Source organism: Streptomyces sp. NBC_00989 (assembly GCF_045162655.1).
GTDB lineage: Bacteria > Actinomycetota > Actinomycetes > Streptomycetales > Streptomycetaceae > Streptomyces.
Map to the genome: position 1 here is coordinate 3,451,541 of NZ_CP108728.1, position 26,304 is coordinate 3,477,844.

Genomic DNA, 26,304 nt, shown 5'->3' on the forward strand with positions numbered 1-26,304 from the left:
GCGGTCCGGCGCACGTACGGAGGTTGAATGCCGCCCCAGGATACGAGCCGGAAGAATCGCCGCGAAGTGAACGATTGTTAGCAGCACTTGCGGGGCAGACGTTGGGGAAGGCGCCGGTTCGTGCGACCCTCGCTTCCCTCCGTGCGCCTCCTCTCCGCCTCCCTGCCGATCAGAGCCGCTCGGCACTCTGGGAGACGGCAAGCGCCGCCCATCGCTCGCCGGTCCCCATCAGTCGACCCGCACCCCGACGACCGGCGGACGGCCGCCTGACTCGGGGGTTGACATGGCCACACGGAAGCGCGGTACACGGGGGTTCGCCACGCCCCTGGCAGCCGGACTCGGCCTGGCGACGGGAGCTCTCGCCGTCATGGCCGCGCAACACCGCACGCTCCGCGCGCTGCGCATCCGCCTCGACCACCTGGAAAAACGGGTCGCCAACAGCCACCACCACGCCAATCTGGCCACCCAGCAGCGGCTGCACTGGGAACTGCTGAGCAAGGCGATCGACAGCCCGGAGCTGGCCGAGGTGCTGGACATCTTCGAAGTGCCGGCGTCCCAGCAGAAACGACGCCAATACCTCTTCGCCAACGCGCTGTACACAAATCTGCTGTTCTACTACCGCATCGGCAACATCAGCCGCGACGAGTTCTTCGGGTTCGTTCGCGGTCTTGTGCAGAATCCCGTGGTCAGGGAGTACTGGAACGCGACTCAAGGGCAGCGGGCGACGCTCGCCGAGGGCTCGGACGAGGCCGAACTCGGACGGATGGTCGACGAACTGCTACGACAGTTGGAAGAGGCCGACGGCGACGAGTGGTGGGTCGTAGGAGATCCGCCCAGCGACTGAGCAACAACTCGCCCTCAGGGGCGCCCTCCCTCGAATCACACCCTCGGGCCATAACGAACGGATCAAGTCCCCAGTTGTCCCTGACGTCGCTGGGGTTGACTCACGCTCGATCGCGTAGAACGACTCCACAAGACGTCGCTCACGCCGCCGGATGACGAGCGCACCCCACAGGGCACCGCCTTCACCCCGCAGTCGTTGTGCGCAGACTTTTCAGACGTGAGAACCAGAGGGAATCAACAGTGAGTCAGATCATCCGTCGGATCGGTGTACCTCCCAGCGCCCGGGGGAGCGCGGGCGGGGGCAACTGCCCTGACATCTTCGAATTGGCCGACGGAAACTTCGCGGTGATCGGCACGGACGTCACGGACAAGTTCGACAGTCAGCTCCCCGCCGACGCGTCGCGCGCCCCTTATGAACGGATCGTCGTCATCACTCGGGACACACTCATCAAGGCCAAGGGCGACATCCCGGAGGCATGAGCGCCTGCGATTCCCTTCCTATCGTTCCCTTTCACCTCGACACCATCCGAAGGGAAACAGGATGACCATCCATCTGGGACGCAAGGCCGCCTGCCGGTGGTCCGACCGGCACCTCCACATAAACCAGCGCCTCGGCGTGCCTCCCCAGTCTCGGGGCAGCACGAGCGGAGCGAACTGTCCGGACATCTTCGAACTGTGTGACGACCACTACGCATTGATCGGGACAGAGCGGACGGAGGAGGTCCGAAGGGCCCATCCGGAGATGCGGGAACTGGCCCCGTCAGAGATCGTCGTGGTCGTCGACCGCCAGACTCTGATCCACGCCAAGCCGCAGATTCCCGGCAACTGATGGACCGATGCCCCCACCGGCAACCCGGTGGGGGCATTGCCATGCCTGGTCTTCCGCAGCGCCGTTTCCTCCGGCGGGCCCCGGGAAGGATTCCGCAGACTCGGGGGAGGCGCGGATGGCAACTCACCGCCGGACATGGCGCACGGCAGTCACGTTCTGCGCATGGGGCGCCCTCGCGCTCGGCGGAACCGCTCTCGTCGGCGCCGCCTCCGTCGTGGTGAGCGGTTGGCTCGCCAGCGGCGTGGAACGGGCCAACGGAGACCGGCGAACGGCGATGGAGCGCAGTTCCCTGGGCGACTACTTCGGCGGGGTCAGCGCGGTCTTCTCGGGCCTGGCGCTGCTCCTGCTCGTGGCCACCCTCCTCCTGCAACAGCGCGAACTGCGGCTGCAACGCCTTGAACTCGCCGTACAGCGCGAGGAACTCGTCGCCTCCCGGGAGCAGTTGCGCCGGAGCGCCGAGGCAGATCTGCGTGGCCTGCATGTGCAGCTCACCCAGATGGCGATGGACGATCCCGCCCTGGCGGAGGTCTGGAACGACTTTCCAGGCGAGTCCCCGCAGCGACTCCGGCAGAACCTCTTCGCCAATCTGACCTTCAGCCACTATCTGCTGGTCTTCAAGTGGGGCGGCATCAGTGAGGCGGAGTTGATCGCGCGGATGGGTCCCCTGGCACGGAGCCCCGCCTTCGCGCGTTACTGGGACGCATCGCGCGACGCGAAAGAGGTACTGCCACCCGACAGTGACGAGGGGCGGCTGTACAGGATCTTCGAGACGACGATCCGGGCGGCACGACAGCCCGGCACGCCTCCGCCCCCTCCCCCGTGATGCTCCGTCACCCCAGCGGAGGCACCGCCACCGGCGCCCCCACCCCCACATACCGGGCCACCGGCCGGATGATCTTCGAGTCCTCCGCCTGCTCGACCACGTTCGCGCTCCACCCCACCACCCGCGCAGCCGCGAACGTAGGAGTGAACATCTCCCGCGGAAGCCCGCAGAGTTCCATGACCAACCCGGCGTAGAACTCGACGTTCGTGTGGAGTTCGCGGCCCGGCTTCAGTTCCGCGAGGATCGTCTCGACCTGGCGCTCGACCTCGACTGCGAACTCGACCCGTGGGCCGCCGAACTGCTGGGCGACCTCGCGCAGCATCCGCGAGCGGGGGTCCTCCGTGCGGTAGATCGCGTGGCCGAAGCCCATGATGCGGTCGCCGGCGAGGACGCGTTCGCGGATCCAGGGATCGATGCGGTCCGGGGTGCCGATCGCGTCCAGGGTGTCCAGGGCCCGGCTGGGCGCACCCCCGTGCAGCGGACCCGAGAGCGCCCCTACGGCCCCGACCAGGCAGGCCGCCACGTCCGCCCCCGTCGACGCGATGACCCGCGCGGTGAAGGTTGACGCGTTGAATCCGTGGTCAATGGTTGAGATCAAGTATTGCTCGATCGCCCTGGCCTGCTGCTTGTCCGGCTCCGAACCCGTGAGCATGTAGAGGTAGTTGGCCGCGTAGGAGAGGTCCTCGCGCGGCTCCACGGGATCAAGTCCCTGCCCCAGCCGGTACAGCGCGGTCAACAGCGTCGGTACGGCCGCGGACGCCACGAGGGTGTCCCGGCGGCGCGCGTCCGCGTCGATGTCGTACACCGGCCGGAAGCCCTTCGCGGCGCCGAGCAGCGACAGCGCCGTACGCATGCCGGACAGCGGTCCGGACATGCCGCTCGCCGCCGCCACGGCGGGCAGTGCGGCCCGCACCTCGTCGGGCAGTCGGCGCAGTGCGGCCGTCTCCGCGGCGAAGGCGGCGCCCTGTTCGGCGTCCGGCAGTTCGCCGTGGGCCAGGAGATGCCATACGTCCTCGAAGCCGCGGGTCTGCGCGAGTTCGACGGCGGAGTACTGGCGGTAGTGGTAGAAGCCCTCGATCCCTCGGACGTCACCGATTCGGGTGTCGGTGACGACGACGCCCGCGAGTCCCCGCGGGACCTCGATACGAGTGGCTGCGGCCCTGTTGACGGACATGTTTCCTCCCTGGACTTGATTCAAATGTCCATGGTTGACTCAACCTCTGTCAATATTGATTGAATCAATGTACGCAAGGAGTGGATACCGTGACGTCCATGCACGATCAAGAAACCGCTCCCGGCCACCCCGAGCGACGTCTGAGCACCAAGGAGACCGCCGAGTTGCTCGGCGTGAAGCCCGAGACCGTGTACGCGTACGTGAGTCGCGGGCAGCTGGGCAGCAGGCGCGAGCCCGGCGGCCGGGGCAGCACCTTCGACGCCAAGGAGGTGGAGGCGCTCGCCCGGCGCAACAGGCGGGAGAGTGGCGGGAGTTCGGGTTCCGGGGGCGAGCTGTCCGTGCGGACCCGCATCACGCTCATCGAGAAGGACCGGTACTACTTCCGGGGCGTCGACGCGACCGAGCTGGCCGCGCGCCACTCCTACGAGGAGATCGCCGAGTGGCTGTGGACCGGGGAGCTGCGCCCCGGGATCACGTTCACCGCCCCCAAGGCGGCCGTCGCCGTCGCCCGTCGCGCCGTCGACGCGCTGCCCGAACACACCGGGCCCACCGACCGGTTGCGGGTCGCGGCCATCGCCGCGGCGACCGCGGACCCGCTCCGCTTCGACCTGTCCGAGGACGCCGTGCTCGGCACCGCGCGCATCCTCATCCCGACCCTCGTCGCGGCCCTGCCGCCGGTGCGGCGCGCCCATCGCGACGAGGGTCCGCTGGCCCACCGCCTGTGGGCACGGCTGAGCGGACGGCCGGCTGACGAGGCGTCACTGCGGGCCCTGGACACGGCACTTGGGCTTCTCGTGGACCACGACCTGGCCGCCTCGACGCTCGCGGTACGCGTCGCGGCCTCGGCCCGCGCTCACCCCTACGCGGCCGTCTCCTCCGGCCTGGGGGTCCTCGAAGGCCCCTTGCACGGCGCCGCCAGCGGTCTGGCGCACCGGCTGCTGCTCGACGTGCTCGACCAGGGCACCGCGGCCCCGGTGGTCGCGGACGAACTGCGCGCGGGCCGCCGTGTCCCCGGACTCGGCCACCGGCTCTACCCGGGCGAAGACCCACGCGCGCGTGCCCTGTTCGCCCTCCTGAAGGAGATCCCGGGTGCCGCGCCCGCGCTCGCCGCGGCCCGCGACATCGTCGCCACCACCGCCCGCCACACCCCGCTGCACGCCAACGTCGACCTGGCGCTCGCCGTGTTCACCGTCTCCTCCGGGATGCCGCCCACGGCGGGCGAGACGGTGTTCGCCGTCGCCCGGACGGCGGGCTGGATCGCGCACGCCCTGGAGGAGTACGGGGAGCGTCCGCTGCGCATGCGGCCGAGCGGTCACTACGTAGGTCCCAGACCGCCTCAACCACTACCGGAGTAGGACACGAGCGCGGCCGGAAGTCGCCCCGGGTGAAGTCAGGTTAGGCTCACCTCTGTGAGTACGTGCGCGACCGTCTCTCGGGACCTCGACGAGCCCATTTCCGGAACCGCGGCCACGGCGACGACGTGGCTGCTGCTGGAACAGCCCGGTCCTTGGGGTGCCAAAGCGCTCACTTCGAGCCACCTGGACCCCGTGCTGGGGCGTGCCCTGGAAACGGCCGCCGCGAACACGGGCGTACGGATCGCGCTCATCCGCCGCCCCGGGCGGCACGCCGACCCCGCGGCGTCGCCCGTGCGCCACGTGTACGCGGCCCACACCGTTCCCGGAAACGTATGGCTGCACGGCGCCACGACCGAGGACCCGCGGGAGCTGCTCGCCCTCGACTTCGCCGCCCTCGGCGCGGGTGACCCGCGCTCGTTCGGCTCGGCGCTCGGCGGGCGGGCCCACACCGGCGAGCCGCTCGCGCTCGTCTGCACCAACGGCAAGCGCGACCGCTGCTGCGCGCTCCTCGGCCGTCCTCTCGCCGCCGAACTGGCCGCCTCCGGGGTCGAGGGCGCCTGGGAGGTCACCCATCTGGGCGGTCACCGCTTCTCGCCGACGGTGCTCGTCCTGCCGTACGGCTACGCGTACGGGCGCGTCGAGGCCCACGGTGTCAAGGAGATCCTCCAGGGTGTCCAGGAGGGCCGTGTGGTCGTCGAGGGCTGCCGGGGCGGCTCGGCCTGGGAGCGGCCCGGACAGGCGGCGGAGCTGGCCGTGCGGACGGCGACGCGCGAGTACGCGATGGACGCCCTGAGCGTCGTACGGACGGACGGGGGCGCACCGCGCTGGGAGGTGACCGTCGCGCACACCGACGGACGCCACTGGCGTGTGATCGTCGCCCAGGGTGCGTCGCTTCCGCCCCGCCCGGAGAGCTGCGGGGCGTCGGTCCTCGGCGCACCGGCGCGGATGGACGTGGTGGCGGTGCGCGAGCTGACGACGGCGCTGGCGGGCTGACCCGCCCGACACCGGGCCACCTGACCGGCTTCCGCCGGAAACCGCCCTCTACTGGAGGTCTGTTTCCCCAAGGATTGGTCAAAAGATCCACGCCACACCCCTGGGGCAGCCCCCGCCCCGCCACGTACCGTCAGGGGTATGAGCCCCACTCCCCCCACACGCCGCCGTCGCCTCGGGCTGCCGCGGCGGGTGTTCTCGCAGGTGCTGCTGATGCAGCTGGCGATCGCCGCGGGAGTCGCGGTCCTGGCGACCGGGCTGTTCCTCGCGCCGCTGAGCAAGCAGCTGGACCAGGAGGCGATGAACCGCGCCCTGGCCATCGCCCAGACCACCGCGCAGCAGCCGCAGATCATCAAGGACATCCAGGACACCCCGCCGAGCGTGGACGGACCCGTGCAGAAGGAGGCGGAGCGGATCCGGAAGGCCACCAAGGCCGAGTACGTGGTGGTGATGGACTGGCGGGGCATGCGGTGGTCGCACACGACTCCGAGCGAGATCGGCCGTTTCGTCTCGACCTCTCCCGGCCAGCCCCTGGCCGGTCAGGAGGTCAAGGAGATCGACAAGGGCACCCTGGGCCGCTCCGCGCGCGGCAAGGTGCCCCTGCGCGCCGCGGACGGCACGGTCGTCGGGGCCGTCTCGGTGGGCATCAAGTACGACAGCGTCCGCGCTCAGCTGATCAGCGCGATCCCGGGGCTGCTGGCGTACGCCGGGGGCGCTCTCGCCGTCGGTGCGCTGGCGGCCTGGGTGATCTCCCGGAGGGTCCAGCGGCAGACCCGGGACCTGGCCTTCTCGGACATCTCGGCGCTGCTCTCGGAGCGCGAGGCGATGCTGCACGGCATCCGGGAGGGCGTCGTCGCCCTGGACCGCACGGGCCGCATACGGCTCCTGAACGACGAGGCGCGACGCCTGCTGGGCATCGGCGACGAGGCGGTCGGCCGGTCCCTGGACGAGGCGCTCGGTGAGGGCCGTACGACTGATGTCCTGGCGGGCCGGGTGACCGGCACCGACCTGCTCGCCGTCCGCGGCCAGCGTGTCCTGGTCACCAACCGCATGCCCACCGACGACGGCGGCGCCGTGGCCACCCTGCGCGACCGCACCGAACTGGAGCAGCTCGGCCGGGAGTTGGACTCGACGCACGGCCTGATCGACGCCCTGCGCGCCCAGGACCACGAGCACGCCAACCGCATGCACACGCTGTTGGGGCTGCTCGAACTGGAGATGTACGACGACGCCGTGGACTTCGTCGGGGAGGTGGTGGGCGATCACCGGGCCACCGCCGAGCAGGTCACCGAGAAGATCCAGGACCCGCTGCTCGCCGCCCTGTTGGTCGGCAAGGCGACCGTCGCGGCCGAGCGGGGCGTCGCCCTGTGGATCTCCGACCGGACGTGGCTGCCCGACCGGCTGATCGACCCGCGCGGGCTGGTCACGGTCGTCGGCAACCTGGTGGACAACGCACTCGACGCCGTCGCGGGCACACCGCACGCACGCGTGGAGGCCGAATTGCGGACTGAGGGACGTACGGCGGTGCTCCGGGTGCGCGACACGGGCCCCGGAATCCCGGAGGAACAACGGGAGTTGGTCTTCACCGAGGGCTGGTCCACGAAGAAGCCCCCGGCGCACGGCAAGCGCGGTATCGGCCTCTCCCTGGTGCGTCGGCTCGCCGAACGGCAGGGCGGCAGCGCGGTGGTGACGGAGGCGTTCGGCGGGGGCGCGGAGTTCGTGGTCGTCCTGCCCGAGGCGCTGACCGAACCGGACCTGGAACCCGCTCTCACCGCCCCCGGGGAGACCGCCGCCGAGGAGGAGTCGCGATGATCGAGGTCCTGGTCGTGGACGACGACACCCGGGTCGCACAGGTCAACGCCGCCTACGTGGAGAAGGTGCCCGGCTTCCATGTCGCGGCCGAGGCGCACAGCGCCGCCGAGGCGCTCGACCGACTGGAGGCGCTGCCGCATCTGGACCTGGTCCTGCTCGACCACTATCTGCCCGACGAGACGGGTCTGACGGTCGTCCAGGAGATGCGCCGGCGCGGCCTCCAGACGGACGTGATCATGGTGACGGCGGCCCGGGACGTGACGACCGTCCAGGCGGCGATGCGGCAGGGCGCGCTGCAGTACCTGGTCAAGCCGTTCGCGTTCGCGGGCCTGCGGGCCAAGCTGGAGGCGTACGCGGAACTGCGCCGCACCCTCGACGGCGGCGGCGAGGCCGAACAGGCCGAGGTGGACCGCATCTTCGGCGCCCTGTCCGCGCCTTCGGAGCCCGGGCTGCCCAAAGGGCACTCCCCCACCACCGCGGAACTCGTGCGCCGGTCCCTGATGAACGCCGAAGGCCCCCTGTCCGCCCAGGAGATCGCCGACCGCACGGGCGTGAGCCGGCAGACCGCCCAGCGCTATCTGAAGCTCCTGGAGCGCACCGGACGGGCCAGACTGACGCTCAAATACGGCGACGCGGGCCGCCCGGAACACCGTTACGTGTGGGCGACCCGCGCCTGAGGGCACGGCCGGTGGGGGCGGGGGAAGGGGCCGTACCCCTTCCTCCTATACGGATGGCGACCGTACGTCCGTCAGCCTGTCGCGTTCTTCACGAACTCGGTCGTGTACGTCTTGTCGAGGTCCACATCGGCGTTCTTGATGGTGGGATTGAACGCCTTGAGCACCTTCTCGACGGTCTCCGGACCGTTCGCCGGCATCACGCCGTCCTTGGTGAACATCGGCAGCGTGCTCTTGATCGCGGTGGCGTAGAGGAACTTGTTGCCCTGGGAGTAGTCGGCGGGCATCTTGTCGGCGATCGCGGTCGCGCTGTGGGTGGACATCCACTTGAGCGTCTTGACGAATGCATTGGCCATCTTCTGCACAGTTGACTTGTGGCTGTTCACCCAGTCCGTCTGCATGTACAGACTTGACGAGGGGTACGGCCCACCGAGCGCCGCCTGCGAGCCCGCGGGCGTCCGCATGTCGACGAGGATCTTGCCGGCCTTCTTGTCGAGGATCGTGGCGACGGTCGGGTCGGTCGTCATACCGGCGTCTATGGAGCCCTGTTGGAGCGCCGCGACGAAGGTCGGTCCCGCGCCCACGGCGACCGGGGTGAACTCGCTGACGCTGACGCCGTTCTTGACGGCGAGGTACTTGGTGAGGAAGTCGGTGGAGGAGCCGAGGCCGGTCACGCCGAGCTTCTTGCCCTTGAAGTCCTTGGCCGACTTGACCTTCCCCGCCGCCTTGGTGGAGACGACCTCCACCTCGCCGGGCGCCTGGGAGAACTGCACCACGGACTCGACCGACTTGCCCTTCACCTGGAGGTCGAGCGTGTGGTCGTAGAAGCCGACGGCTCCCTGGACCTGCCCGGAGACGAGCGCGGTCTCGGCCTGGACGCCGGCCGGTTCGCTCAGCAGCTCGACGTCGAGGCCCTCGGCGTCGAAGTAGCCGAGCCGCTGGGTGAGCATCGCGGGCAGGTAGATGACCTTGTCCAGGCCGCCGACCATGATCTTGACCTTCACGCCCTTGCCGTCGCCCTTGCTGGTGGAGGCGGTGGAGGCCGCGTCGTTGGCACAGGCGGTGAGCGTGGAGAGGGCGAGCAGGCCCGAGGCGGCCAGGGCGGTGTATCTGGCGGTCTTGCGCATGGCGGTTCACGTCCTTGTGAGGGTGCGGTGCGGGGAGGAAGGGGGCTCTTCAACGCGGGTGCGGAGAGCGGCCGTTCAGCTGTCGGAGCCCGACGGCTTCCAGCGGAAGATGCGGTTCTCGGCGAAGGTGAGCAGCCCTTCGGCGACCAAGGCGACGACCGCGAGGATCACCATCGCGGCGTACACACCGGCCGCGTTGAAGGTGCCCTGGGACTGCGCGACGAGCAGGCCGATGCCCTTGGTGGCGCCGATGTACTCGCCGACGATCGCGCCGATGAGGGCGAAGCCGAAGCTGACGTGGAGGCTGGTGAAGATCCAGGAGGTGGCCGACGGGATGACCACCTGGAGGGTCACTCTGCGGTCGCTGGCGCCGAGGATGCGGGCGTTGGCGACCAGGTTGCGGTCGACCTCGCGGGCGCCCTGGAAGGCGTTGAAGAACACCGGGAAGAAGACGAGCACCACGGCCGAGGCGACCTTGGAGGACGGTCCGAGTCCGAACCAGATCACGAAGATGGGTGCGAGGACGATCCTCGGTATGGAGTTGAGCACCTTGATGTATGGACCAAGGATGTCGGCGAGCAAGGTGATCCGCCCCAGCGCGATACCGAACACGACACCGGCGATCACGCCGATCACCCAGCCGAGCAGCGCTTCCTGGAGCGTGGCCCAGATCTGCTCGCCCAGGGATCCGAGCGCGGTCCCGTGCATCACCCAGGTGTAGATCTGGTCCCAGATCTTCGAGGGCATCGAGAAGTTGAACGGATCGATGACCTTGGCCCGGGAGAGCCATTCCCACAGCCCCAGAACGACGACCAGGAGCAACACCCGGGCCGCCCCGACGCCGGCTCTGCGCTTACGGGCGGCACGCGCGCGTGAATGCGCGCGGTCGGACTTGGTGGCGGGCTCGGTCATGGTCGGTACGACCTTGTCCTCGGGCATGACGTCAGGCGACATTGGCCGCACCCCTCTCGCGCGTGATGCGGACTTCTTCGCCGAGGGACTCCCAGATCTCGCGGTAGATCTCGATGAACCGCGGCTCCAGGCGCACGGTTTCGACCTTGCGGGGCCGCGGCAGGTCGATGTCGTAGACCTGCTTCACGGTGGCGGGCCCGGCGGTCATCACGACGACCCTGTCGGCCAGCGCGATGGACTCCTCCAGGTCGTGGGTGACGAAGACGACCGAGGTACCGGTGCCCTCCCACAGCTCCAGGAGTTCGTCCGACATCAGGGCCCTGGTCTGCACGTCGAGCGCCGAGAACGGCTCGTCCATCAGCAGGATCTCGGGGTCGTTGACGAAGGTCGCGGCGAGCGCGACGCGCTTGCGCATCCCGCCGGAGAGCTGGTGCGGATAGCGGTCCTCGAAGGCGGACAGCCCGACCCGGGCCAGCCACTCACGCGCCTTCGCCTTGGCCTCCGCCTTCGGTACGCCACGGAAGCGGGGGCCCGCCATGACGTTGGACAGGACCGTGCGCCAGGGGAAGGTGGCGTCCTGCTGGAAGACGAAGCCGACCTTGTCTCCGACGCCGGAGACCGGTTCTCCGGCGACCAGGACATCGCCCTCGGAGGGCTCTTCCAGCCCGCTGACGAGGGTCAGCGTGGTCGACTTGCCGCAGCCCGTGGGGCCGACGACCGCCACGAACTCGCCACGTCCGACGGTGAGATCAAGCCCCTGTACGGCCGTGTGCAGACCCCCCGACGGGGTCCTGAAGGTCTTGCTCGCGCCCCGCAGCTCGATGGCGGGGCTGGTGTCTGCGCTCATGGCCGGGACCGTAGATGTGGCGCGGACCACAGCAGCAGTCTTCTGGGCGCAAGCCGTTCTTTTGCTCGCAAGAGCCTGTTGTGCTCGTTTTGCTCGCGCTACAACTGCGGAGCCGAAACACGGGCTTAACGCTCGCCTGGCCTTGAGGAAAGAGGCCCAATGATTGACGTCATGGTCGTGGACGACGACTTCCGCGTCGCCGAGATCAACGCCAAGTACGTGGGAAAGGTTCCCGGCTTCCGGGTCGCCGCCCGCGCGCACAGCGCCGCCCAGGCGCTGGCCACCGTGGAACGCGGGACCATCGACCTGGTGCTGCTCGACCACTATCTGCCCGACCAGACGGGTCTCGAACTCGTCCACCGCATGCGGCAACAGGGCCACACGACCGACGTCATCATGATCACGGCGGCCAGCGACGTGACGACCGTGCAGCGGGCGATGCGCCTGGGCGCCCTGCACTACCTGGTCAAGCCGTTCACCTTCGCCGCACTGCGCACCCGCCTCGACTCGTACGCCGCGCTGCGCCGCACCGTCGACCGCGTCGGCGGCCGCGGCATCGCCGGCCAGGAGCAGGTCGACCGCATCTTCGGCGCCCTGCGCACGACGACCGCACCGGCCTCCCCCGGCCTGCCCAGCGGTCACTCGGAACCGACCACCGACCTGATCTGCGCCGTCCTGCACAGCGCCCGCCACCCGCTCTCGGCCCACGAGGTGGCCGCCGAGACCGGCCTGAGCCGCTCCACGGCCCAGCGCTACCTCCGCCACCTGGAACAGGCCGGCCGCCTCCGCCTCTCCCTCAAGTACGGCGACACGGGCCGCCCGGAACACCGCTACGCCTGGGTGGCGCCGTAGCCGCACGACAGCCACGCGCGGCACGGCACACGGGCCCGCCCCCGCCGTCGTACGACGACGGCGGGTGCCCCCGCTACACGGCCCCCGCCCCCGTCAGCGCCCGTACCTCGGTCTCCGCGTGCTTGGCCTCGTCCGGGACCTCCGTCGAGGTGACCGTGCCGAGCCAGCCGGCCAGGAAGCCGAGCGGGATCGAGACGAGGCCGGGGTTCTGGAGCGGGAAGAACTGGAAGTCGACGCCCGGGAACAGCGATTCGGGACTGCCCGACACGACGGGCGACAGCAGCACGAGCACGAGCGCGGGGATCAGTCCGCCGTATACGGCCCACACGGCGCCGCGGGTCGTGAAGCCGCGCCAGAACAGCGAGTAGAGCAGCACCGGGAGGTTCGCGGAGGCGGCGACGGCGAAGGCGAGACCCACCAGGAAGGCGACGTTGAGGTTCCTGGCGATGAGGCCGAGTCCGATCGCCGCGACACCGATACCGACCGCGGCGACCCGCGCCACGGCCACCTCACTGCGTGGCTTGGCGTTCGGGCGCCGCAGCGACGCGTACAGGTCGTGCGCCACGGATGCCGAGGAGGCCAGGGTGATCCCGGCGACCACAGCGAGGATCGTGGCGAAGGCCACGGCCGCGACGATCGCGAACAGGACGGTGCCTCCGGTGGAATCGGCGCCTCCGCCGAGGTCGAGGGCGAGCAGCGGGACCGCCGTGTTCCCGGCCTCGTTCGACTTCCGAAGGGTGTCCGGTCCCACGACCGCCGCGGCGGCGAAGCCGAGGATGATCGTCATCAGGTAGAAGGCGCCGATGAGCCCGATCGACCACACCACCGAACGGCGCGCGGCCCGTGCGGTCGGCACGGTGTAGAAGCGGGACAGGATGTGCGGCAGCCCGGCCGTGCCCAGCACCAGCGCGAGGCCCAGGCTGATGAAGTCGAACCGCGCGGTCCAGTCCCCGCCGTACTTGAGCCCCGGCGCCAGGAAGGCGGCACCGTGACCGCTGCGCGCGGCGGCCGTGAGCAGCAGGTGGTTCAGGTTCCCGTGGAAGCGCACCAGGGTCAGCACCGTCAGCGCGATGGTGCCGCTCATCATCAGGACCGCCTTGACGATCTGGATCCAGGTGGTGGCCCGCATCCCTCCCATCGACACATAGATCACCATGAGCGCCCCGACGCCGATGACGGTCCAGGCCCGCGCGGCCGGACTCGTCCCGCCCAGCAGCAGCGAGACCAGGCTGCCCGCGCCCACCATCTGCGCCACCAGGTAGAGAACGGACACGGTGACCGAGGAAGTTCCCGCCGCGATCCGCACCGGCCGCTCGCTCATCCGGGCCGCGACCACGTCGGCGAGCGTGAACCGCCCGCAGTTGCGCACCAGTTCGGCGACGAGGAACAGCACCATGAGCCAGGCGACGAAGAAGCCCACGACGTACAGCAGGCCGTCGTAGCCGAACAGCGCGATGAGCCCGGTGACCCCGAGGAACGAGGCCGCGGACAGATAATCACCCGAGATGGCAAAACCATTCTCCATCGGGGAGAAGAGCCGCCCGCCCGCGTAGAACTCCTCCTCCGAACCATGCCGGTTGCGGCTCACCCAGGTGGTGATCCCGAGGGTGACCGCGATGAACGCGCTGAACAGCAGCAGCGCCAGCGTCTGATGGTTCCCGGTCACGACGTACCGCCTCGAATGCCTCGTGTCAGTTCCTGTGTGTCCCAGCGCAGTTCGAGCGCGGCCCGGTCCCTGCGCAGCCGCGCGTGCCGGGCGTAGGCCCAGGTGAGCAGGAAGGTGGTGAGGAACTGCCCCAGTCCCGCGAGCATCCCCACGTTCACCGCGCCGGTCACCGGACGGGCCATGAATCCCGGTGCCGTCGTCGCCGTCACCACATAGGCCACGTACCAGGCGAAGAAGACGACGGTGGCCGGCACCACGAACCGCAGATACCGGCCGCGCACCTCCTGGAAGGCCGCGCTGCCCTGCACCTCCAGATACACATCGCCCGCGCGGACGGCGTGGTCCGCGTCCCCCCGGCGCGCGGCGGGCACTTCGGGCGCGGGCCCGCCCGTACCGTCCGTCTCACCCCAGCCGGACGCGAGTGCGTCGTACCAAGGGTCGTGGTACCTCACCTTTCCGGTTGCCTCGGCGGGGGTCAGGTCATGACCTTCGTGGTTCTCGGCCGGACTCTCGTGACCACTCCCGCCACCGCGGGGACGACCGTTGCTTGACTGCATGCCCAAGGATGGACAGAACGGGAAGATCCCCGACTCTTCTTCTCCGCTGTCTTCACCCCATCAGGTGACTCAACCCGCTGGTGGCCGCACCAGTCCCTTGCCGTAGGCGTAACGCACCGCCTGCGCACGGTCCTTGAGCCCCGTCTTGGCGAACAGGTTGTTGATGTGGGTCTTCACGGTCGCCGTGGAGACATGCAGTGTGCGGGCGATCTCCTGGTTGGTCAGGCCCTCGGCGATCAGCAGCAGCACCTCGGTCTCCCGCGCGGTGAGCCCGTCCGGCGGCTCGGCGGGCTCCGACGACGGCTGCGGCTCGGGCTCCGACAGGCGCTCCAGCAACCGCCGTTGGATGCTCGGCGACAGCCCCGCGTCCCCCGACAGCACGCTCTCCACGGCCCGTACGATCTCGTCGCCGCCCGCGTCCTTGGTGAGATAGCCACGCGCCCCCGCGCGCAGCGCCGGGAACAGCGACGCGTCGTCCGCGAACGTCGTGAGCACCACGACCTGCGTCCCCGGATGCTCCGCACGGATGCGCCGGGTCGCCTCGACACCGTCGCAGCGCGGCATCCGCAGGTCCATCAGGACGACGTCCGGGGCGAGTTCGGCGACGAGCCGCACCGCCTCGTCCCCGTCGACGGCGGCGCCGACGACCTCGATCCCGGGGAGCAGGCCCAGCAGCATCACGATGCCTTCCCGTACGACGGTCTGGTCGTCCGCGACCACGACCCGCGCGGGCTTCTTCACGGCCTCATCCGTCATGCGGGCACCTTCAGCGTCACCACGAATCCCTCCTCGTCCGGCCCGGCCCGCAGCGAACCGCCCAGCAGCTCGGCGCGTTCCCGCATGCCCAGCAGACCGTATCCACCTCCCGCCCCGGTGAGTTCGCCGGGCGAGCCGCCCGAGTCCCGTACGTCCAGCGTCACTTCGTGCTCGCCGTAGTCCAGCGTGAGCAGCACCTTGGCGCCCGGGGCGTGCTTGCGGACGTTCGTCAGAGCCTCCTGGGCGACCCGGCGCACGGCCTGCGAGGCCTCGGCGGGCAGCTGTCTCCGGTCACCCGTAACGGTGACCTCGGCACGGCCGGTCGTACCGACGATCTCGGTCAGGAAGTCCTCCAGCGGGCTCATCTCGCCCCGCAGCGCGGACAGTGCCTGCCGGGTCTCGACAAGGCCGTCGCGGGCCATCCCCCGTGCCGCCACGACCCGTTCGAGGATCGTCTCCCGGTCGGCGCCCCGCTCGATCAGCAGCCGGGCCGCCTCCAGGTGCACGAGTTGCGCCGAGAGGCTGTGGGCCAGCACGTCGTGGATCTCCCGGGCGATACGGGCCCGTTCCGCCAGCGCGGCGGACTCCGCCTCGGCGGCGCGCGCCATGCGTTCCTGGGTGAGCAGCCGCTGGGCGCCGCCCCGGGCCTCGGCGTCGAGGCGGAGCGTGTATCCGGCGAGGGCCAGCCCGGCCGTCGTGACCGCGGTGGTCAGCCATACGTCGTCGTTGACCGCGGCGAAGATCGCGAGGGACACCGATGTCACCGGCACGGCGACCGCGATGGGCAGCCGCTCCAGCGAACTGACCGCACAGCCGCACCAGATGACAAGGGCCGGGACCGTGAAGCCGACGGCCTGTCCCCCGATCGCGATCCCGAGGAGCACGGCGATGAGCCCCACCGACGGCCAGAGCCTGTGGGCGAGCGTGGTGCGCCAGAAGGCCCAGCCGAGGACCGCTGCCGCCAGGATCCCGGCCACGCCGCCGGCCAGGGCCCAGCCGTGGACGTGGCTGCCGGTGAAGGCGCCTCCCAGCAGTATGCCGATCACCAGCAGCCGGACGGCCCAGGCGAGCACCCGCCGGGGCCGTGAGACTCCCGCTCGGCCCAACGCCTCCCGCGAGGGCCAGCGCGTCCAGGCGTTCTCCGTCACACGCGCTCCTTCCGGGCAGGCCGCGCCATGCCGAAACCGTACGCCGGGGCCGATCCTGTCGTCCCGGTGACGGTCTGGGCCCGCCAGGTCAGGACCCCGGAGCGGACCAGCAGCGTCGCCGCGAGGCCGAGCATCAGGACCGAGCTGTTCTGGTGCACGCCGATCAGCGCGCCCAGGCCTACGAGGCCGACGCGCAGGGCTATGCCGACGATCCAGACGCCCCCGCTCGCCTTGGTGCTCTTGCTCCACACGGAACCGTCCGTCTCGACCCACAGGCGCGTGGTCCAGGCCCAGCCGGCTCCGGTGGCCAGTCCGACGAGCAGCTCGACGCCGAGCAGGAGGGCCGACTCGGTGTGGTGGTGGGCGTCGAGGATGCCGGGCTCGCGCAGCGCCACGACGGCGAGGATGACGGGGAGGAGCCACCAGCGCCGGTCGGTGTCGATCCGACGGGCGCGGAACTGCCGCACGATCACCACCGCGACGACGGCCACGATCACCAATGCGTTGACCAGCCCGGACATCAGAGCCTCCGTGAGCGGAAGAGGATGCCGGCGGCGAGCGCTGCCGACGCCTTCGACGCTACGGACATTCGCAGGTCGGCAGATCGGCGCCAGGGTGGATCGTGGGTGGATTCCCGAGCCGCCCCGCTCTCCACCCACGGGTGGAGCCGGCCGGCGGCGCCGTTCCGAGGCCGAGCCGGGCGACAGGGGCCCGGGGCAGGAACGGAACGATCGCGCCGGGCCGGACCCTGGCCTCCGAGCCGCGGCCCGGGCCCAGGTCGGACCCGAGTCCGGGCCCAGGTCACGCCCGGGCCCGGCGCGGCGGTCAGGCGTCGATCCGCGACCGGTCCAGCGTCGCGGCCGAGCTGGAGATGAACTCCTTGCGCGGTGCCACGTCGTTGCCCATGAGCAGATCGAAGACCTGCTCGGCCGCGTCCAGATCGGAGAGGTTGATCCGGCGCAGGGTGCGGTGACGGGGGTCCATCGTCGTCTCGGCCAGCTGGTCGGCGTCCATCTCGCCGAGACCCTTGTAGCGCTGGATGGAGTCCTTGTACCGGACACCCTTCCTCTGGAACTCCAGGAGCTTCTCGCGCAGCTCACGGTCCGAGTACGTGTAGACGTACTTGTCCTGGCCCTTCTTGGGCTGGACGAGCTCGATGCGGTGCAGCGGCGGCACCGCGGCGAACACCCGGCCGGCCTCGACCATGGGCCGCATGTAGCGCTGGAACAGGGTCAGGAGAAGACACCGGATGTGGGAGCCGTCCACATCGGCGTCGGTCATCATGATGATCTTGCCGTAGCGGGCCGCGTCGATGTCGAAGGTACGGCCCGATCCCGCCCCTATGACCTGGATGATCGCCCCGCACTCGACGTTCTTCAGCATGTCGGTGACGGACGACTTCTGGACGTTGAGGATCTTGCCGCGGATCGGCAGCAGCGCCTGGAACTCGGAGTTCCGGGCGAGCTTGGCCGTACCGAGCGCGGAGTCTCCCTCGACGATGAACAGCTCGCTGCGCTCGACGTCGTCGCTGCGGCAGTCGGCGAGCTTGGCGGGCAGCGACGAGGACTCCAGGGCCGTCTTGCGGCGCTGCGCGTCCTTGTGCTGCCGGGCCGCGATACGCGTGCGTGCGGCGGCGACGGCCTTCTCCATGACCACGCGTGCCTGGGCTGCGGCGTCACGCTTCGTCGAGGTCAGGAAGTCCTTGAGCTCCTTGGCGACCACGTTGGCGACGATGCGGCGGGCCGCCGACGTACCGAGCACCTCCTTGGTCTGGCCCTCGAACTGCGGTTCGGCGAGCCGGACGGTGACGACCGCGGTGAGGCCCTCCAGGGCGTCGTCCTTGACGACGTCGTCCTCGGCGACGCGCAGCAGCTTCTTGGCGCGCGCCACCTCGTTCATCGTCTTGACGACGGCCTGCTCGAAGCCGGCGACGTGGGTACCGCCCTTGGGGGTGGCGATGATGTTCACGTACGACCTGAGCGTCGTGTCGTAGCCCGTCCCCCAGCGCATCGCGATGTCGACGCCGAGTTCACGGGTGACCTCGGTGGGCGTCATCTGGCCGTGGTCGTCCAGGACGGGCACCGTCTCCTTGAAAATGCCCTGGCCGGACAGGCGCAGTACGTCGCAGACCGGCTTGTCGTTCGCCAGGTACTCGCAGAACTCGCTGATGCCGCCGTCGAAGCGGAACGACTCCTCTCCCTTGCTGCCGCCCTCGCCGAGGCCGTACTCGTCGCGGACCACGATGGTCAGTCCGGGCACCAGGAACGCGGTCTGCCGGGCCCGCTGGTGCAGGCCCTCCAGGGAGAGCTTGGCGTCCTTGAGGAAGATCTGGCGGTCGGCCCAGTAGCGCACGCGCGTGCCGGTGCGGGTCTTGGGGATCCGCTTGGTCTTGCGCAGGCCACCGGGCTCGAACGTGGCGTCCGGACCGGCCGTCGTGAAGGAGCCCGGCACACCGCGCCGGAAGCTGATGGCGTGGGTGTTGCCGCTGCGGTCCACCTCGACGTCCAGCCGCGCGGACAGGGCGTTCACCACGGAGGCGCCCACGCCGTGCAGACCGCCGGAGGCGGCGTACGAGCCGCCGCCGAACTTGCCGCCGGCGTGCAGCTTGGTCATGACGACCTCGACACCGGAGAGGCCGGTCTTGGGCTCGACGTCGACCGGGATGCCCCGGCCGTTGTCCCGGACCTCCACCGAGGCGTCGTCGTGCAGGATCACCTCGATGTGGTCGCAGTAGCCCCCGAGGGCCTCGTCCACGGAGTTGTCGATGATCTCCCACAGACAGTGCATCAGGCCACGGCTGTCGGTAGACCCGATGTACATACCCGGGCGCTTGCGTACGGCCTCGAGCCCCTCGAGGACGAGCAGGTGCCGCGCGGTGTAGTTGGAACCGTCCCGGTCTGCTCCTGCCAGCAGCGCTGTCGACGGCACGGACGTTTCGGCGGTCACGCGGTTCGCTCCTCGCTGAATTTCAGATGAGGCCCTTTTGGGTAAGGGCCCGGCTTCGGTTGCCGCTCAGAGGGTACCGAGGCCTGGTAGAGCCGTTGTAACGCCACCCTCGTCTCCTCCTCACACTAGTCCAGGGTCGTATACCTGTTCGATCCCTCGATGGAGTGAAGTACATATCACGTTCCCTTCGGGGCATGAACCATTTAGGCTCCGGGCACGTCCTCAAGAACAACCGGCAATCCAGCCGGGAGGACCGACCCCGACCCACAGCGCGAACCCGTACAGACACATAGACACGCAATACGGCACATTCGCCGCCAACCGGCAGCACACAGCCGCCCCGGAAGAATTTTTCGAGGAAAAGCCACGAGCGGGAACGTTTTCGGGCTGGTTGGATGTTGACCCTGGTACGACAGCTCGTCGAGCTAGAGAAGAGGCGACGTGACTACTGTTCTGACCCCCGCGAGCCCACTGACGGCCGCCGATCGCTGCGACCGCTGCGGCGCCCAGGCATACCTGCGCGTCGTCCTGCTGAGCGGCGGAGAACTGCTCTTCTGCGCCCACCACGGCCGCAAGTTCGAGCCGGAACTCAAGAAGATCGCCGCTGAGATACAGGACGAGTCGGAGCGGCTGACCTCCGCTCCTGCTGCAAGCGTTCCTGAAGAAGACCGCTGACACATCGCGTCCACGACGAGCCAGCACCGGCCTAGGCCGGCGACGGGCGGCCCCGCTCCTGAACCACAGGAGCGGGGCCGCCCGTCTTCGTACCCGCAGATGCCTCCCAGACGCCGTCAGGCGCCCTTGTGCGGCCCTGGCGAGCCGCGGTGGCGGCCCAGTGTCCGCAGGACGTCCGACACCCTGGTGTAGACGCCTGGGCTCCCGGCCCGTCCGCACCCGCTGCCCCACGACACGAGCCCGATCAGCCGCCCCTGGGCGACCAGCGGTCCCCCGCTGTCGCCCTGACAGGCGTCACGGCCGCCCTGAGACTCTCCGGCGCACAGCATGGACTCGGGGAGGTAGGTGCCGTCGGCACCGGCCGGATACGCCTCCTCGCAGCGCGCGTCGGGCAGCACGTGCAGGCGTGCCGCGTGCAGGCTGCCCGCGTAGTCGCCACTGCCGGTGAGATCGCCCCAGCCGTAGACCGTGGCGGCCGTGCCCGCCCGGTAGGCGGTGTCGCCCGCGGCCGCCGCCCGGATGACCGAGCTCTGGGGCAGCGGATCGGCGAGTGTGAGCACGGCGAAGTCGCCGGCGTTGCTGACGGGGTCGTAGCCCGGATTGACCCACACGTCGCGTACGGCGATCTCCTGACCCCGGCCCGACAGCAGGTCCGTACGGTCCGCGATGGCCTTGAGGTCGGCCGCCCGGTGCGGCGGCGTCCCCAGGACCTCGGCGCCCATGCAGTGGGCCGCGGTCAGCACGGTGGTCCGGCCCACGGCGACGCCGCCGCAGAACTGCCCCGCCCGGGTACCCCCGAACCGGTCACGGCTGGACAGCGCCACCGTCCAAGGGCTCACGGAGACATCGACCGGGAATCCGCCGACGACGATGCTGTCGGCGGCCGCGGGGGCCGCTGAGACCAGTGGTATGGCGGCCGCGGCGGCCGCCAGAACCAGCGGCCGGGTCAGCGCCCGGGCAAGGGGACGACGCATGCACGTTCCTCACTCTGGGATGGTCATGGGAGACCCAGAGTGATCCAGCGCGCCGCGCCGCGCACCCGCGGCCAGCACGAAGGCCCGGCCCCCTGAGGGGAAACCGGGCCTTCCGTGTCGTACGACTACGGCCTAGTCGAGGTAGTCGCGCAGCACCTGCGAACGCGACGGGTGGCGCAGCTTCGACATGGTCTTGGACTCGATCTGGCGGATGCGCTCACGGGTGACCCCGTACACCTTGCCGATCTCGTCGAGGGTCTTCGGCTGACCGTCGGTGAGACCGAAGCGCATCGAGACCACACCGGCCTCGCGCTCGGACAGGGTGTCCAGGACGGAGTGCAGCTGCTCCTGGAGGAGGGTGAAGCTGACCGCGTCGGCCGGTACGACGGCCTCGGAGTCCTCGATGAGGTCACCGAACTCGCTGTCGCCGTCCTCGCCCAGGGGGGTGTGCAGGGAGATGGGCTCGCGGCCGTATTTCTGGACCTCGATGACCTTCTCCGGGGTCATGTCGAGTTCCTTGGCCAGCTCCTCCGGGGTGGGCTCGCGGCCCAGGTCCTGGAGCATCTGGCGCTGCACGCGCGCGAGCTTGTTGATGACCTCGACCATGTGCACCGGGATACGGATGGTGCGGGCCTGGTCGGCCATCGCGCGCGTGATGGCCTGACGGATCCACCAGGTGGCGTACGTGGAGAACTTGTAGCCCTTGGTGTAGTCGAACTTCTCGACCGCGCGGATCAGACCGAGGTTGCCCTCCTGGATGAGGTCCAGGAAGAGCATGCCGCGGCCGGTGTAGCGCTTGGCCAGGGAGACCACCAGACGGAGGTTGGCCTCCAGGAGGTGGTTCTTGGCGCGGCGGCCGTCCTCGGCGATGATCTCCAGTTCGCGCTTGAGCTTGGGGGCGAGCTTGTCGGCGTTGGCCAGTTTGTCCTCGGCGAACAGACCGGCCTCGATGCGCTTGGCGAGCTCGACCTCCTGCTCGGCGTTGAGGAGGGGGACCTTGCCGATCTGCTTGAGGTAGTCCTTGACCGGGTCGGCGGTGGCACCGGCGGCGGCGACCTGCTGCGCGGGCGCGTCGTCCTCGTCCTCGTCGGAGAGCACGAACCCGGCGCTCTCGGCGCCCTCGGGCTCGTCCCCGGTCTTGCCCGGGGTCTCCTCGGTCGCCTCTTCGTCGACCAGCTCGGCGTCGTCCTTCTTGGCGCTGGTCTTCTTGGCTGCCGCCGCAGTCGTCTTCTTGGCGGCGACCTTCTTGGCGACCGCCTTCTTGGCGGGCGCGGTCTTCTTGGCAGCGACCTTCTGCGCGGCGTCGTCCTCGACGGAGGCGTCGGCGACGGGGGCCGCCGGAGTGGCGGTGGCGGTGGCCTTCTTGGCGGTCACCGTCTTCGCGGCGACCGTCTTGGTGGCGGTGCGCTTGGCCGGACTCTTCGCTGCGACGCTCTTTCGGGTGCGCTTGGGCTCCGCGGCACTGACCATCAGCGTCACACCCTCTTCCTCGAGGATCTGGTTGAGGCTGCGCAGTACGTTCTTCCACTGAGTGGCCGGAATCTGGTCAGCTTCGAAGGCCCGACGCACGTCATCGCCGGCGATCTGCCCCTCAGCCTTTCCCCGCTCGATGAGCGCCATGACAGAGACGGACTCGGCGATCTCCGGCGGGAGCGTACGGGATGTGCTGGCCGACACGAACAACCTCTCGGAACGATGGAAAACGGCTTCCGGCCCCGTCCGGTACGGACAGGAACCGACGACCGCCGACTTGGGGATGGGCCGACGGCGCGGGCTGGGGCCGGGAAGAAACACAGCGCCTTGAACGGCGTCCGTATTCCCTTCCGCGGCTGTCACCTCTTAGGTCATCGCGCAGTGCCCGCGAGCGTTACGCCCAATCTGCGTGGCCCGAGTCACACCCCGTAAGCGTTCAAAAACGGTCAGACACGGGCAGAGGAGGTCACCTGCGGCCGTGACAGGCGCTCCCCAGGGGAATCCGACACCCCGTCGCACCGCCGGACCCCGCCGGATTCCCTGGAGGATCCTGCGGGGTCCGGCGGAAGACGGGCGCCCCGGCCGGGCGCCGCCACGAGAACGCGGCACACCTCGACCGCGCGGGCCATCCCGCGCGCGTCAGTGTTCGCGCGGGGCGGGTACCACGCGCTCCACCTCGGGGTGCACGATCAGCAGCTGCCGCATGGCCGCCTCGGCCGCCGCACCGTCGCCGGCGGCGAGGGCGTCGACGATCCGGGCGTGGTGCCCCAGGGAGGCCTCGGTCGGGCGGTCACAGCCCGTGACGGGGCCGCCGGAGACCTGGAGGGCCGAGGAGACGATCCCGGAAAGGTGCTCCAGCATCCGGTTGCCCGCGACCTGGATGAGCAGCGAGTGGAACTCGGCGTCCGCGCGGGAGAAGGTCAGCGCGTCACCCTGCCCCATGGCGTGACCCATGATCTCGACCATGTCTGAGAGGCGCTGCTGGACATCCTCGCGCCCGTGTCCGGCGGCGAGACGCGCGGCGAGCGGCTCGATCGTCCAGCGCAGCTCGCTCAGTTCACGGCGCTGGTTGTCGCGCTGCGGGCCGAAGGCGCGCCACTCGATGATGTCCGGGTCGAGGAGGTTCCAGTCACTGACGGGACGCACGCGCGTGCCGACGTTCGGGCGAGCACTGACCAGGCCCTTGGCCTCAAGGACGCGGAGCGATTCGCGGACGACTGTGCGGGAGACCTCGAAACGCTGGCCGATCTCCTCGGGCACCAGCGGGCGATCGGCGCCCAGGTCCCCGGAGACGATCATCTGACCCAGCTGCTGGACGAGTTGGCCGTGCAGCCCGCGTCCGCGGCTGCCCGTGGTACGCCGGCCCACGCGGCCCAGCTCGGGGTCGGAACCGTCCCAGGAAGGGGCTCCGAGGCGCTCGGTGACGGGCGCCTCGGCATAGGGGTAGCGGTCGAGTTCGCCCGGGCCGGCGAGACCGGAGTCTGCGGAGCGGGCGGCGGTCATCATGGTGTGCGCAAGGGTACTCACGGATCCTTTGTCGGCGCTGTCCCCAACTCCCTTGAGGTCTTTGGTGAAAAGCACACGAAAGGGTGATCGCTCACCCCGTCGCAATTGACGCCTTATCGGAAAGAAATGGGCTTTCTGCGGGGAGTTGTGCGCAGAGCGGTACCCGAAGGGTGCGGACGGTCGTCATCGGACCCTGCTACGCAGGGTCGTGAGCAGATACGCGCAGAGCAGTGCGGTCAGCGACAACGTCAGTGCCCCGCCCACGGGTTGGGCGATCACCCGCGCTGCCGCGGACAGGTAACGCTCTCCCCCGAAGGGCCACTGCAGCAGGAACACCTTCCGCATCCGCAGCGGAAAGCCTTCCGCGGTCCGCACGGCGGACCCTTCCAACGCCTTGTGTACGAGGGGCACGACGAGAATCGGTACGGCGACCACCGCGGCGAGCCCGGCCGTGGTGGACCGGAAGACACCGGCGGCCAGAACGCCGGCCCAGGCGCAGCCGACGACCAGGCCGATCCAACTCGCGCTCATCGAAAGCCAGTCGGCGGGAACTTGCGCGAGCTCCCGTCCGTAGACGAGATAGAGCACTTCGGCGTCGCAGCCCACCGTGAGGAACGCCAGCAGCAGCGCGGTGGCCGCGGAGACGAGGAGCTTCGCGACGAGCAGCCCCATGCGGCGGGGCACGGTGCCGCGGTCCGCCGCCAGGGCAGGGTGGCGGAACTCGTCGCCGAACGCGAACGCCCCGAGCAGCCCCGCACCGAGCGCCGCGGGCGGCAGGGGCAACTCCCGTGGCCACGCGGCCAGGAGACGCTGCTGCGGGGTGTGCCCGATGCGGGCCAACAGCAGTGCGGTGAGGGCGGACACGACGAGTACGGCGGCCCCGGTCAGAAACCCGGTACTGATACCGGCGGCCCGACGCAGCTCGTAGCGGAGCGGGCGCAGCGGGCTGGGGGCGGAGCGGACGGAGATGGGGGGCGGGAGCGGGGACAGGGCGTCAAGAGTGAGGGCTTGGGCGGGGCGTGGGGCACGCGCGCGGGGACGGGTGTCGGCCGACGCCTCGGGGTCGATGAGGGGAACCAGCCGGGAGTTTGTGGCGGGGGCACTCGCAGCGGCTGCGTGGGCTTCGTAGGGCGGGTCGGGCTCGGCCGCAGGTTCCGGTTCTTCGACCGTGGGCGGCTCGGCGGTGGGCAGCGTGGTGGTGGGCCGCTGTGGACTGTCGGCGAGCGGCTCGGCGGCGCGGGGCTGTGGGGTCCCGGCAGGCAGCGTGTCGGTGGACGGCCTCGGCGTCTCAGCGGGCGGAGTATCTGTGAGTCGCGTCGGCAGCTCGGCGAGTGGCACGTCAGTGCGGGCCGATGGCACCTCGACTCCCGACGGAGTGTCAGGCGCTCGCGGCTCGTCGACGGAATCCACCTCGCCTCGGAGGGTCGTTCCGGCACCCGGCCCCATGTCCCCGATCTCGTCCGCGAGTTGGTGGACGAGGATGTCGTGCCGGAACGCCGTCTCGCCGACGTCGGCGCATGTACTGCCGTACACGGAAAGGCGGTTGCCGTCCTCCCGTACGACTTCGACGGAGCGGTGCGCGGTGCGGGCCTCCTTGGCGAGGAGGGCGGCGAGGCGGTTGGCGTGCGGGCTGCGGACGGCGACGCGGGGGCGCAGCCGGGTGCGGGCGAAGTCTCCGGCCTCCTGGTCGGCTACGAGTCTGCCCTGCTCCAGGGTGACGACCCGGTCGGCACAGCGGGCGGCCTCCTTGGGTTCCGCGGTGGTGAACAGGACCGTGCCGCCCTGGGCCGCGTGCGCGCGCAGCATGCCGTACAGCCAACTGCTTTCGCGGGCGGAGAGGGCGTCCGCGGGTTCGTCCAGCACGAGTGTGTGCGGGTCGGACAGCAGGGCGCAGGCGAGGCCGAGGCGACGGTCCATGCCGCGCGCGAGGCTGCCGAGGCGTTCGTCGCGCAGGCTGACGATGCCGACCACCTCGAGGACTTCGTCGGCGCGCCGGGCCGGAACTCCCCCCGCGGCGCACAGCATTCGAAGGTGGCCGCGGACCGATCGGGCCGGATGTCCCGGCACATCGCCCAGGAGCACTCCGACCTCGCGCGACGGGTGGGCGATGCGGTGCAGGGGGCGGCCCCTGAAGTAGGTGATTCCACGTCCCTGTTGGAGTTCGAGCATGAGCCTGAGCGCGGCCGTCTTGCCCGCGCCCGGTGCTCCGAGGAGTGCGGTGACGCGCCCCGCACGTGCCTCGAACGAGACGTCGTCGACGGCGGGCGGATGCTCCTTGCGGGCGTTGCTGGTCAGTCCGAAGGCCTGGATCACCCACAGCAAGATAGCGCGCTATGTCCGTTTTTCCGGGCACCGAACGGCCCGC

At 70.0% G+C, this 26,304-nt stretch carries 24 protein-coding genes; 10 read left to right on the forward strand and 14 right to left on the reverse strand.

What is annotated here, in order from left to right; all coding sequences use genetic code 11:
• The first annotated feature begins 283 nt into the window (after window positions 1–283).
• The 4 genes from OG714_RS14780 to OG714_RS14795 all read left to right on the forward strand — a co-directional run bounded on the left by OG714_RS14780 (window position 284) and on the right by OG714_RS14795 (window position 2,495).
• Window positions 284–844, forward strand: a complete 561-nt coding sequence (locus OG714_RS14780) for a DUF6082 family protein (RefSeq protein ID WP_406121245.1) — start codon at window positions 284–286, stop codon at window positions 842–844.
• 239 nt (window positions 845–1,083) lie between these two features.
• Complete coding sequence (locus OG714_RS14785; RefSeq protein ID WP_406121247.1) at window positions 1,084–1,323, forward strand: hypothetical protein; 240 nt, start codon at window positions 1,084–1,086, stop codon at window positions 1,321–1,323.
• A gap of 61 nt (window positions 1,324–1,384) precedes the next feature.
• Window positions 1,385–1,672 carry a hypothetical protein gene (locus OG714_RS14790; RefSeq protein ID WP_406121248.1) on the forward strand — a complete coding sequence of 96 codons (288 nt, stop codon included), beginning with the start codon at window positions 1,385–1,387 and terminating at the stop codon, window positions 1,670–1,672.
• Window positions 1,673–1,787: 115 nt separating this feature from the next.
• Entirely contained in the window at window positions 1,788–2,495 is a 708-nt protein-coding gene (locus OG714_RS14795) for a DUF6082 family protein (protein WP_406121250.1), read from the forward strand.
• Between the two features lie 7 nt (window positions 2,496–2,502).
• Here OG714_RS14795 and OG714_RS14800 read toward each other — a convergent pair whose 3' ends face one another.
• Window positions 2,503–3,669, reverse strand: coding sequence for a citrate synthase/methylcitrate synthase (locus tag OG714_RS14800; protein WP_406121251.1), 1,167 nt, complete (start codon window positions 3,667–3,669; stop codon window positions 2,503–2,505).
• 98 nt (window positions 3,670–3,767) lie between these two features.
• Here OG714_RS14800 and OG714_RS14805 point away from each other — a divergent pair, with 98 nt between their 5' ends.
• The 4 genes from OG714_RS14805 to OG714_RS14820 all read left to right on the forward strand — a co-directional run bounded on the left by OG714_RS14805 (window position 3,768) and on the right by OG714_RS14820 (window position 8,503).
• Window positions 3,768–5,024, forward strand: coding sequence for a citrate synthase family protein (locus OG714_RS14805; RefSeq protein ID WP_406121253.1), 1,257 nt, complete (start codon window positions 3,768–3,770; stop codon window positions 5,022–5,024).
• 54 nt (window positions 5,025–5,078) lie between these two features.
• Window positions 5,079–6,017 (forward strand): sucrase ferredoxin, encoded by a 939-nt coding sequence (locus tag OG714_RS14810; RefSeq protein ID WP_406121255.1) that lies wholly within the window; start codon window positions 5,079–5,081, stop codon window positions 6,015–6,017.
• 138 nt (window positions 6,018–6,155) lie between these two features.
• Window positions 6,156–7,826, forward strand: coding sequence for an ATP-binding protein (locus tag OG714_RS14815; RefSeq protein ID WP_406121257.1), 1,671 nt, complete (start codon window positions 6,156–6,158; stop codon window positions 7,824–7,826).
• Complete coding sequence (locus OG714_RS14820) at window positions 7,823–8,503, forward strand: response regulator (RefSeq protein WP_406121259.1); 681 nt, start codon at window positions 7,823–7,825, stop codon at window positions 8,501–8,503. Before OG714_RS14815 ends, OG714_RS14820 begins: the two co-directional genes overlap by 4 nt.
• A gap of 71 nt (window positions 8,504–8,574) precedes the next feature.
• On the opposite strand, the gene OG714_RS14825 is transcribed toward OG714_RS14820, so the two are convergent.
• The 3 genes from OG714_RS14825 to OG714_RS14835 all read right to left on the reverse strand — a co-directional run bounded on the left by OG714_RS14825 (window position 8,575) and on the right by OG714_RS14835 (window position 11,386).
• Window positions 8,575–9,627: an ABC transporter substrate-binding protein gene (locus OG714_RS14825; protein ID WP_406121261.1), complete on the reverse strand. Its 1,053-nt coding sequence runs from the start codon at window positions 9,625–9,627 to the stop codon at window positions 8,575–8,577.
• A gap of 75 nt (window positions 9,628–9,702) precedes the next feature.
• Window positions 9,703–10,581: an ABC transporter permease gene (locus tag OG714_RS14830; protein WP_406121263.1), complete on the reverse strand. Its 879-nt coding sequence runs from the start codon at window positions 10,579–10,581 to the stop codon at window positions 9,703–9,705.
• Complete coding sequence (locus OG714_RS14835) at window positions 10,571–11,386, reverse strand: ABC transporter ATP-binding protein (protein ID WP_406121265.1); 816 nt, start codon at window positions 11,384–11,386, stop codon at window positions 10,571–10,573. Before OG714_RS14835 ends, OG714_RS14830 begins: the two co-directional genes overlap by 11 nt.
• Before the next feature lie 159 nt (window positions 11,387–11,545).
• Here OG714_RS14835 and OG714_RS14840 point away from each other — a divergent pair, with 159 nt between their 5' ends.
• Window positions 11,546–12,238 carry a response regulator gene (locus OG714_RS14840; RefSeq protein WP_406121267.1) on the forward strand — a complete coding sequence of 231 codons (693 nt, stop codon included), beginning with the start codon at window positions 11,546–11,548 and terminating at the stop codon, window positions 12,236–12,238.
• A 73-nt stretch (window positions 12,239–12,311) separates the two neighbouring features.
• On the opposite strand, the gene OG714_RS14845 is transcribed toward OG714_RS14840, so the two are convergent.
• The 6 genes from OG714_RS14845 to OG714_RS14870 all read right to left on the reverse strand — a co-directional run bounded on the left by OG714_RS14845 (window position 12,312) and on the right by OG714_RS14870 (window position 19,311).
• Window positions 12,312–13,904, reverse strand: coding sequence for a cation acetate symporter (locus OG714_RS14845; RefSeq protein ID WP_406121269.1), 1,593 nt, complete (start codon window positions 13,902–13,904; stop codon window positions 12,312–12,314).
• On the reverse strand, window positions 13,901–14,461 hold the full coding sequence (locus OG714_RS14850; protein ID WP_406121271.1) for a DUF485 domain-containing protein: 561 nt from the start codon (window positions 14,459–14,461) through the stop codon (window positions 13,901–13,903). Before OG714_RS14850 ends, OG714_RS14845 begins: the two co-directional genes overlap by 4 nt.
• 69 nt (window positions 14,462–14,530) lie before the next feature.
• A complete protein-coding gene (locus OG714_RS14855; protein ID WP_406121272.1) occupies window positions 14,531–15,217 on the reverse strand; it encodes a response regulator in 687 nt (228 codons plus the stop codon).
• Window positions 15,214–16,365, reverse strand: coding sequence for a sensor histidine kinase (locus tag OG714_RS14860; protein ID WP_406121274.1), 1,152 nt, complete (start codon window positions 16,363–16,365; stop codon window positions 15,214–15,216). The genes OG714_RS14855 and OG714_RS14860 overlap by 4 nt, the downstream gene beginning before the upstream one ends.
• Window positions 16,362–16,886, reverse strand: coding sequence for a DUF1453 domain-containing protein (locus tag OG714_RS14865; protein ID WP_406121276.1), 525 nt, complete (start codon window positions 16,884–16,886; stop codon window positions 16,362–16,364). Before OG714_RS14865 ends, OG714_RS14860 begins: the two co-directional genes overlap by 4 nt.
• A 304-nt stretch (window positions 16,887–17,190) precedes the next feature.
• Window positions 17,191–19,311, reverse strand: coding sequence for a type IIA DNA topoisomerase subunit B (locus tag OG714_RS14870; RefSeq protein WP_406121278.1), 2,121 nt, complete (start codon window positions 19,309–19,311; stop codon window positions 17,191–17,193).
• A gap of 441 nt (window positions 19,312–19,752) precedes the next feature.
• Here OG714_RS14870 and OG714_RS14875 point away from each other — a divergent pair, with 441 nt between their 5' ends.
• Entirely contained in the window at window positions 19,753–19,986 is a 234-nt protein-coding gene (locus tag OG714_RS14875) for a hypothetical protein (protein WP_019061015.1), read from the forward strand.
• Window positions 19,987–20,102: 116 nt separating this feature from the next.
• Here OG714_RS14875 and OG714_RS14880 read toward each other — a convergent pair whose 3' ends face one another.
• The 4 genes from OG714_RS14880 to OG714_RS14895 all read right to left on the reverse strand — a co-directional run bounded on the left by OG714_RS14880 (window position 20,103) and on the right by OG714_RS14895 (window position 26,252).
• Entirely contained in the window at window positions 20,103–20,960 is an 858-nt protein-coding gene (locus tag OG714_RS14880) for a S1 family peptidase (RefSeq protein WP_406121280.1), read from the reverse strand.
• Window positions 20,961–21,092: 132 nt separating this feature from the next.
• Window positions 21,093–22,637: an RNA polymerase sigma factor gene (locus OG714_RS14885; RefSeq protein ID WP_406121282.1), complete on the reverse strand. Its 1,545-nt coding sequence runs from the start codon at window positions 22,635–22,637 to the stop codon at window positions 21,093–21,095.
• A 435-nt stretch (window positions 22,638–23,072) separates the two neighbouring features.
• The gene (locus OG714_RS14890; RefSeq protein WP_406121284.1) at window positions 23,073–23,960 is read right to left on the reverse strand and encodes a FadR/GntR family transcriptional regulator; all 888 of its coding nucleotides are present in this window, start codon (window positions 23,958–23,960) and stop codon (window positions 23,073–23,075) included.
• Between the two features lie 162 nt (window positions 23,961–24,122).
• A complete protein-coding gene (locus OG714_RS14895; protein ID WP_406121285.1) occupies window positions 24,123–26,252 on the reverse strand; it encodes an ATP-binding cassette domain-containing protein in 2,130 nt (709 codons plus the stop codon).
• Window positions 26,253–26,304 lie beyond the last annotated feature (52 nt).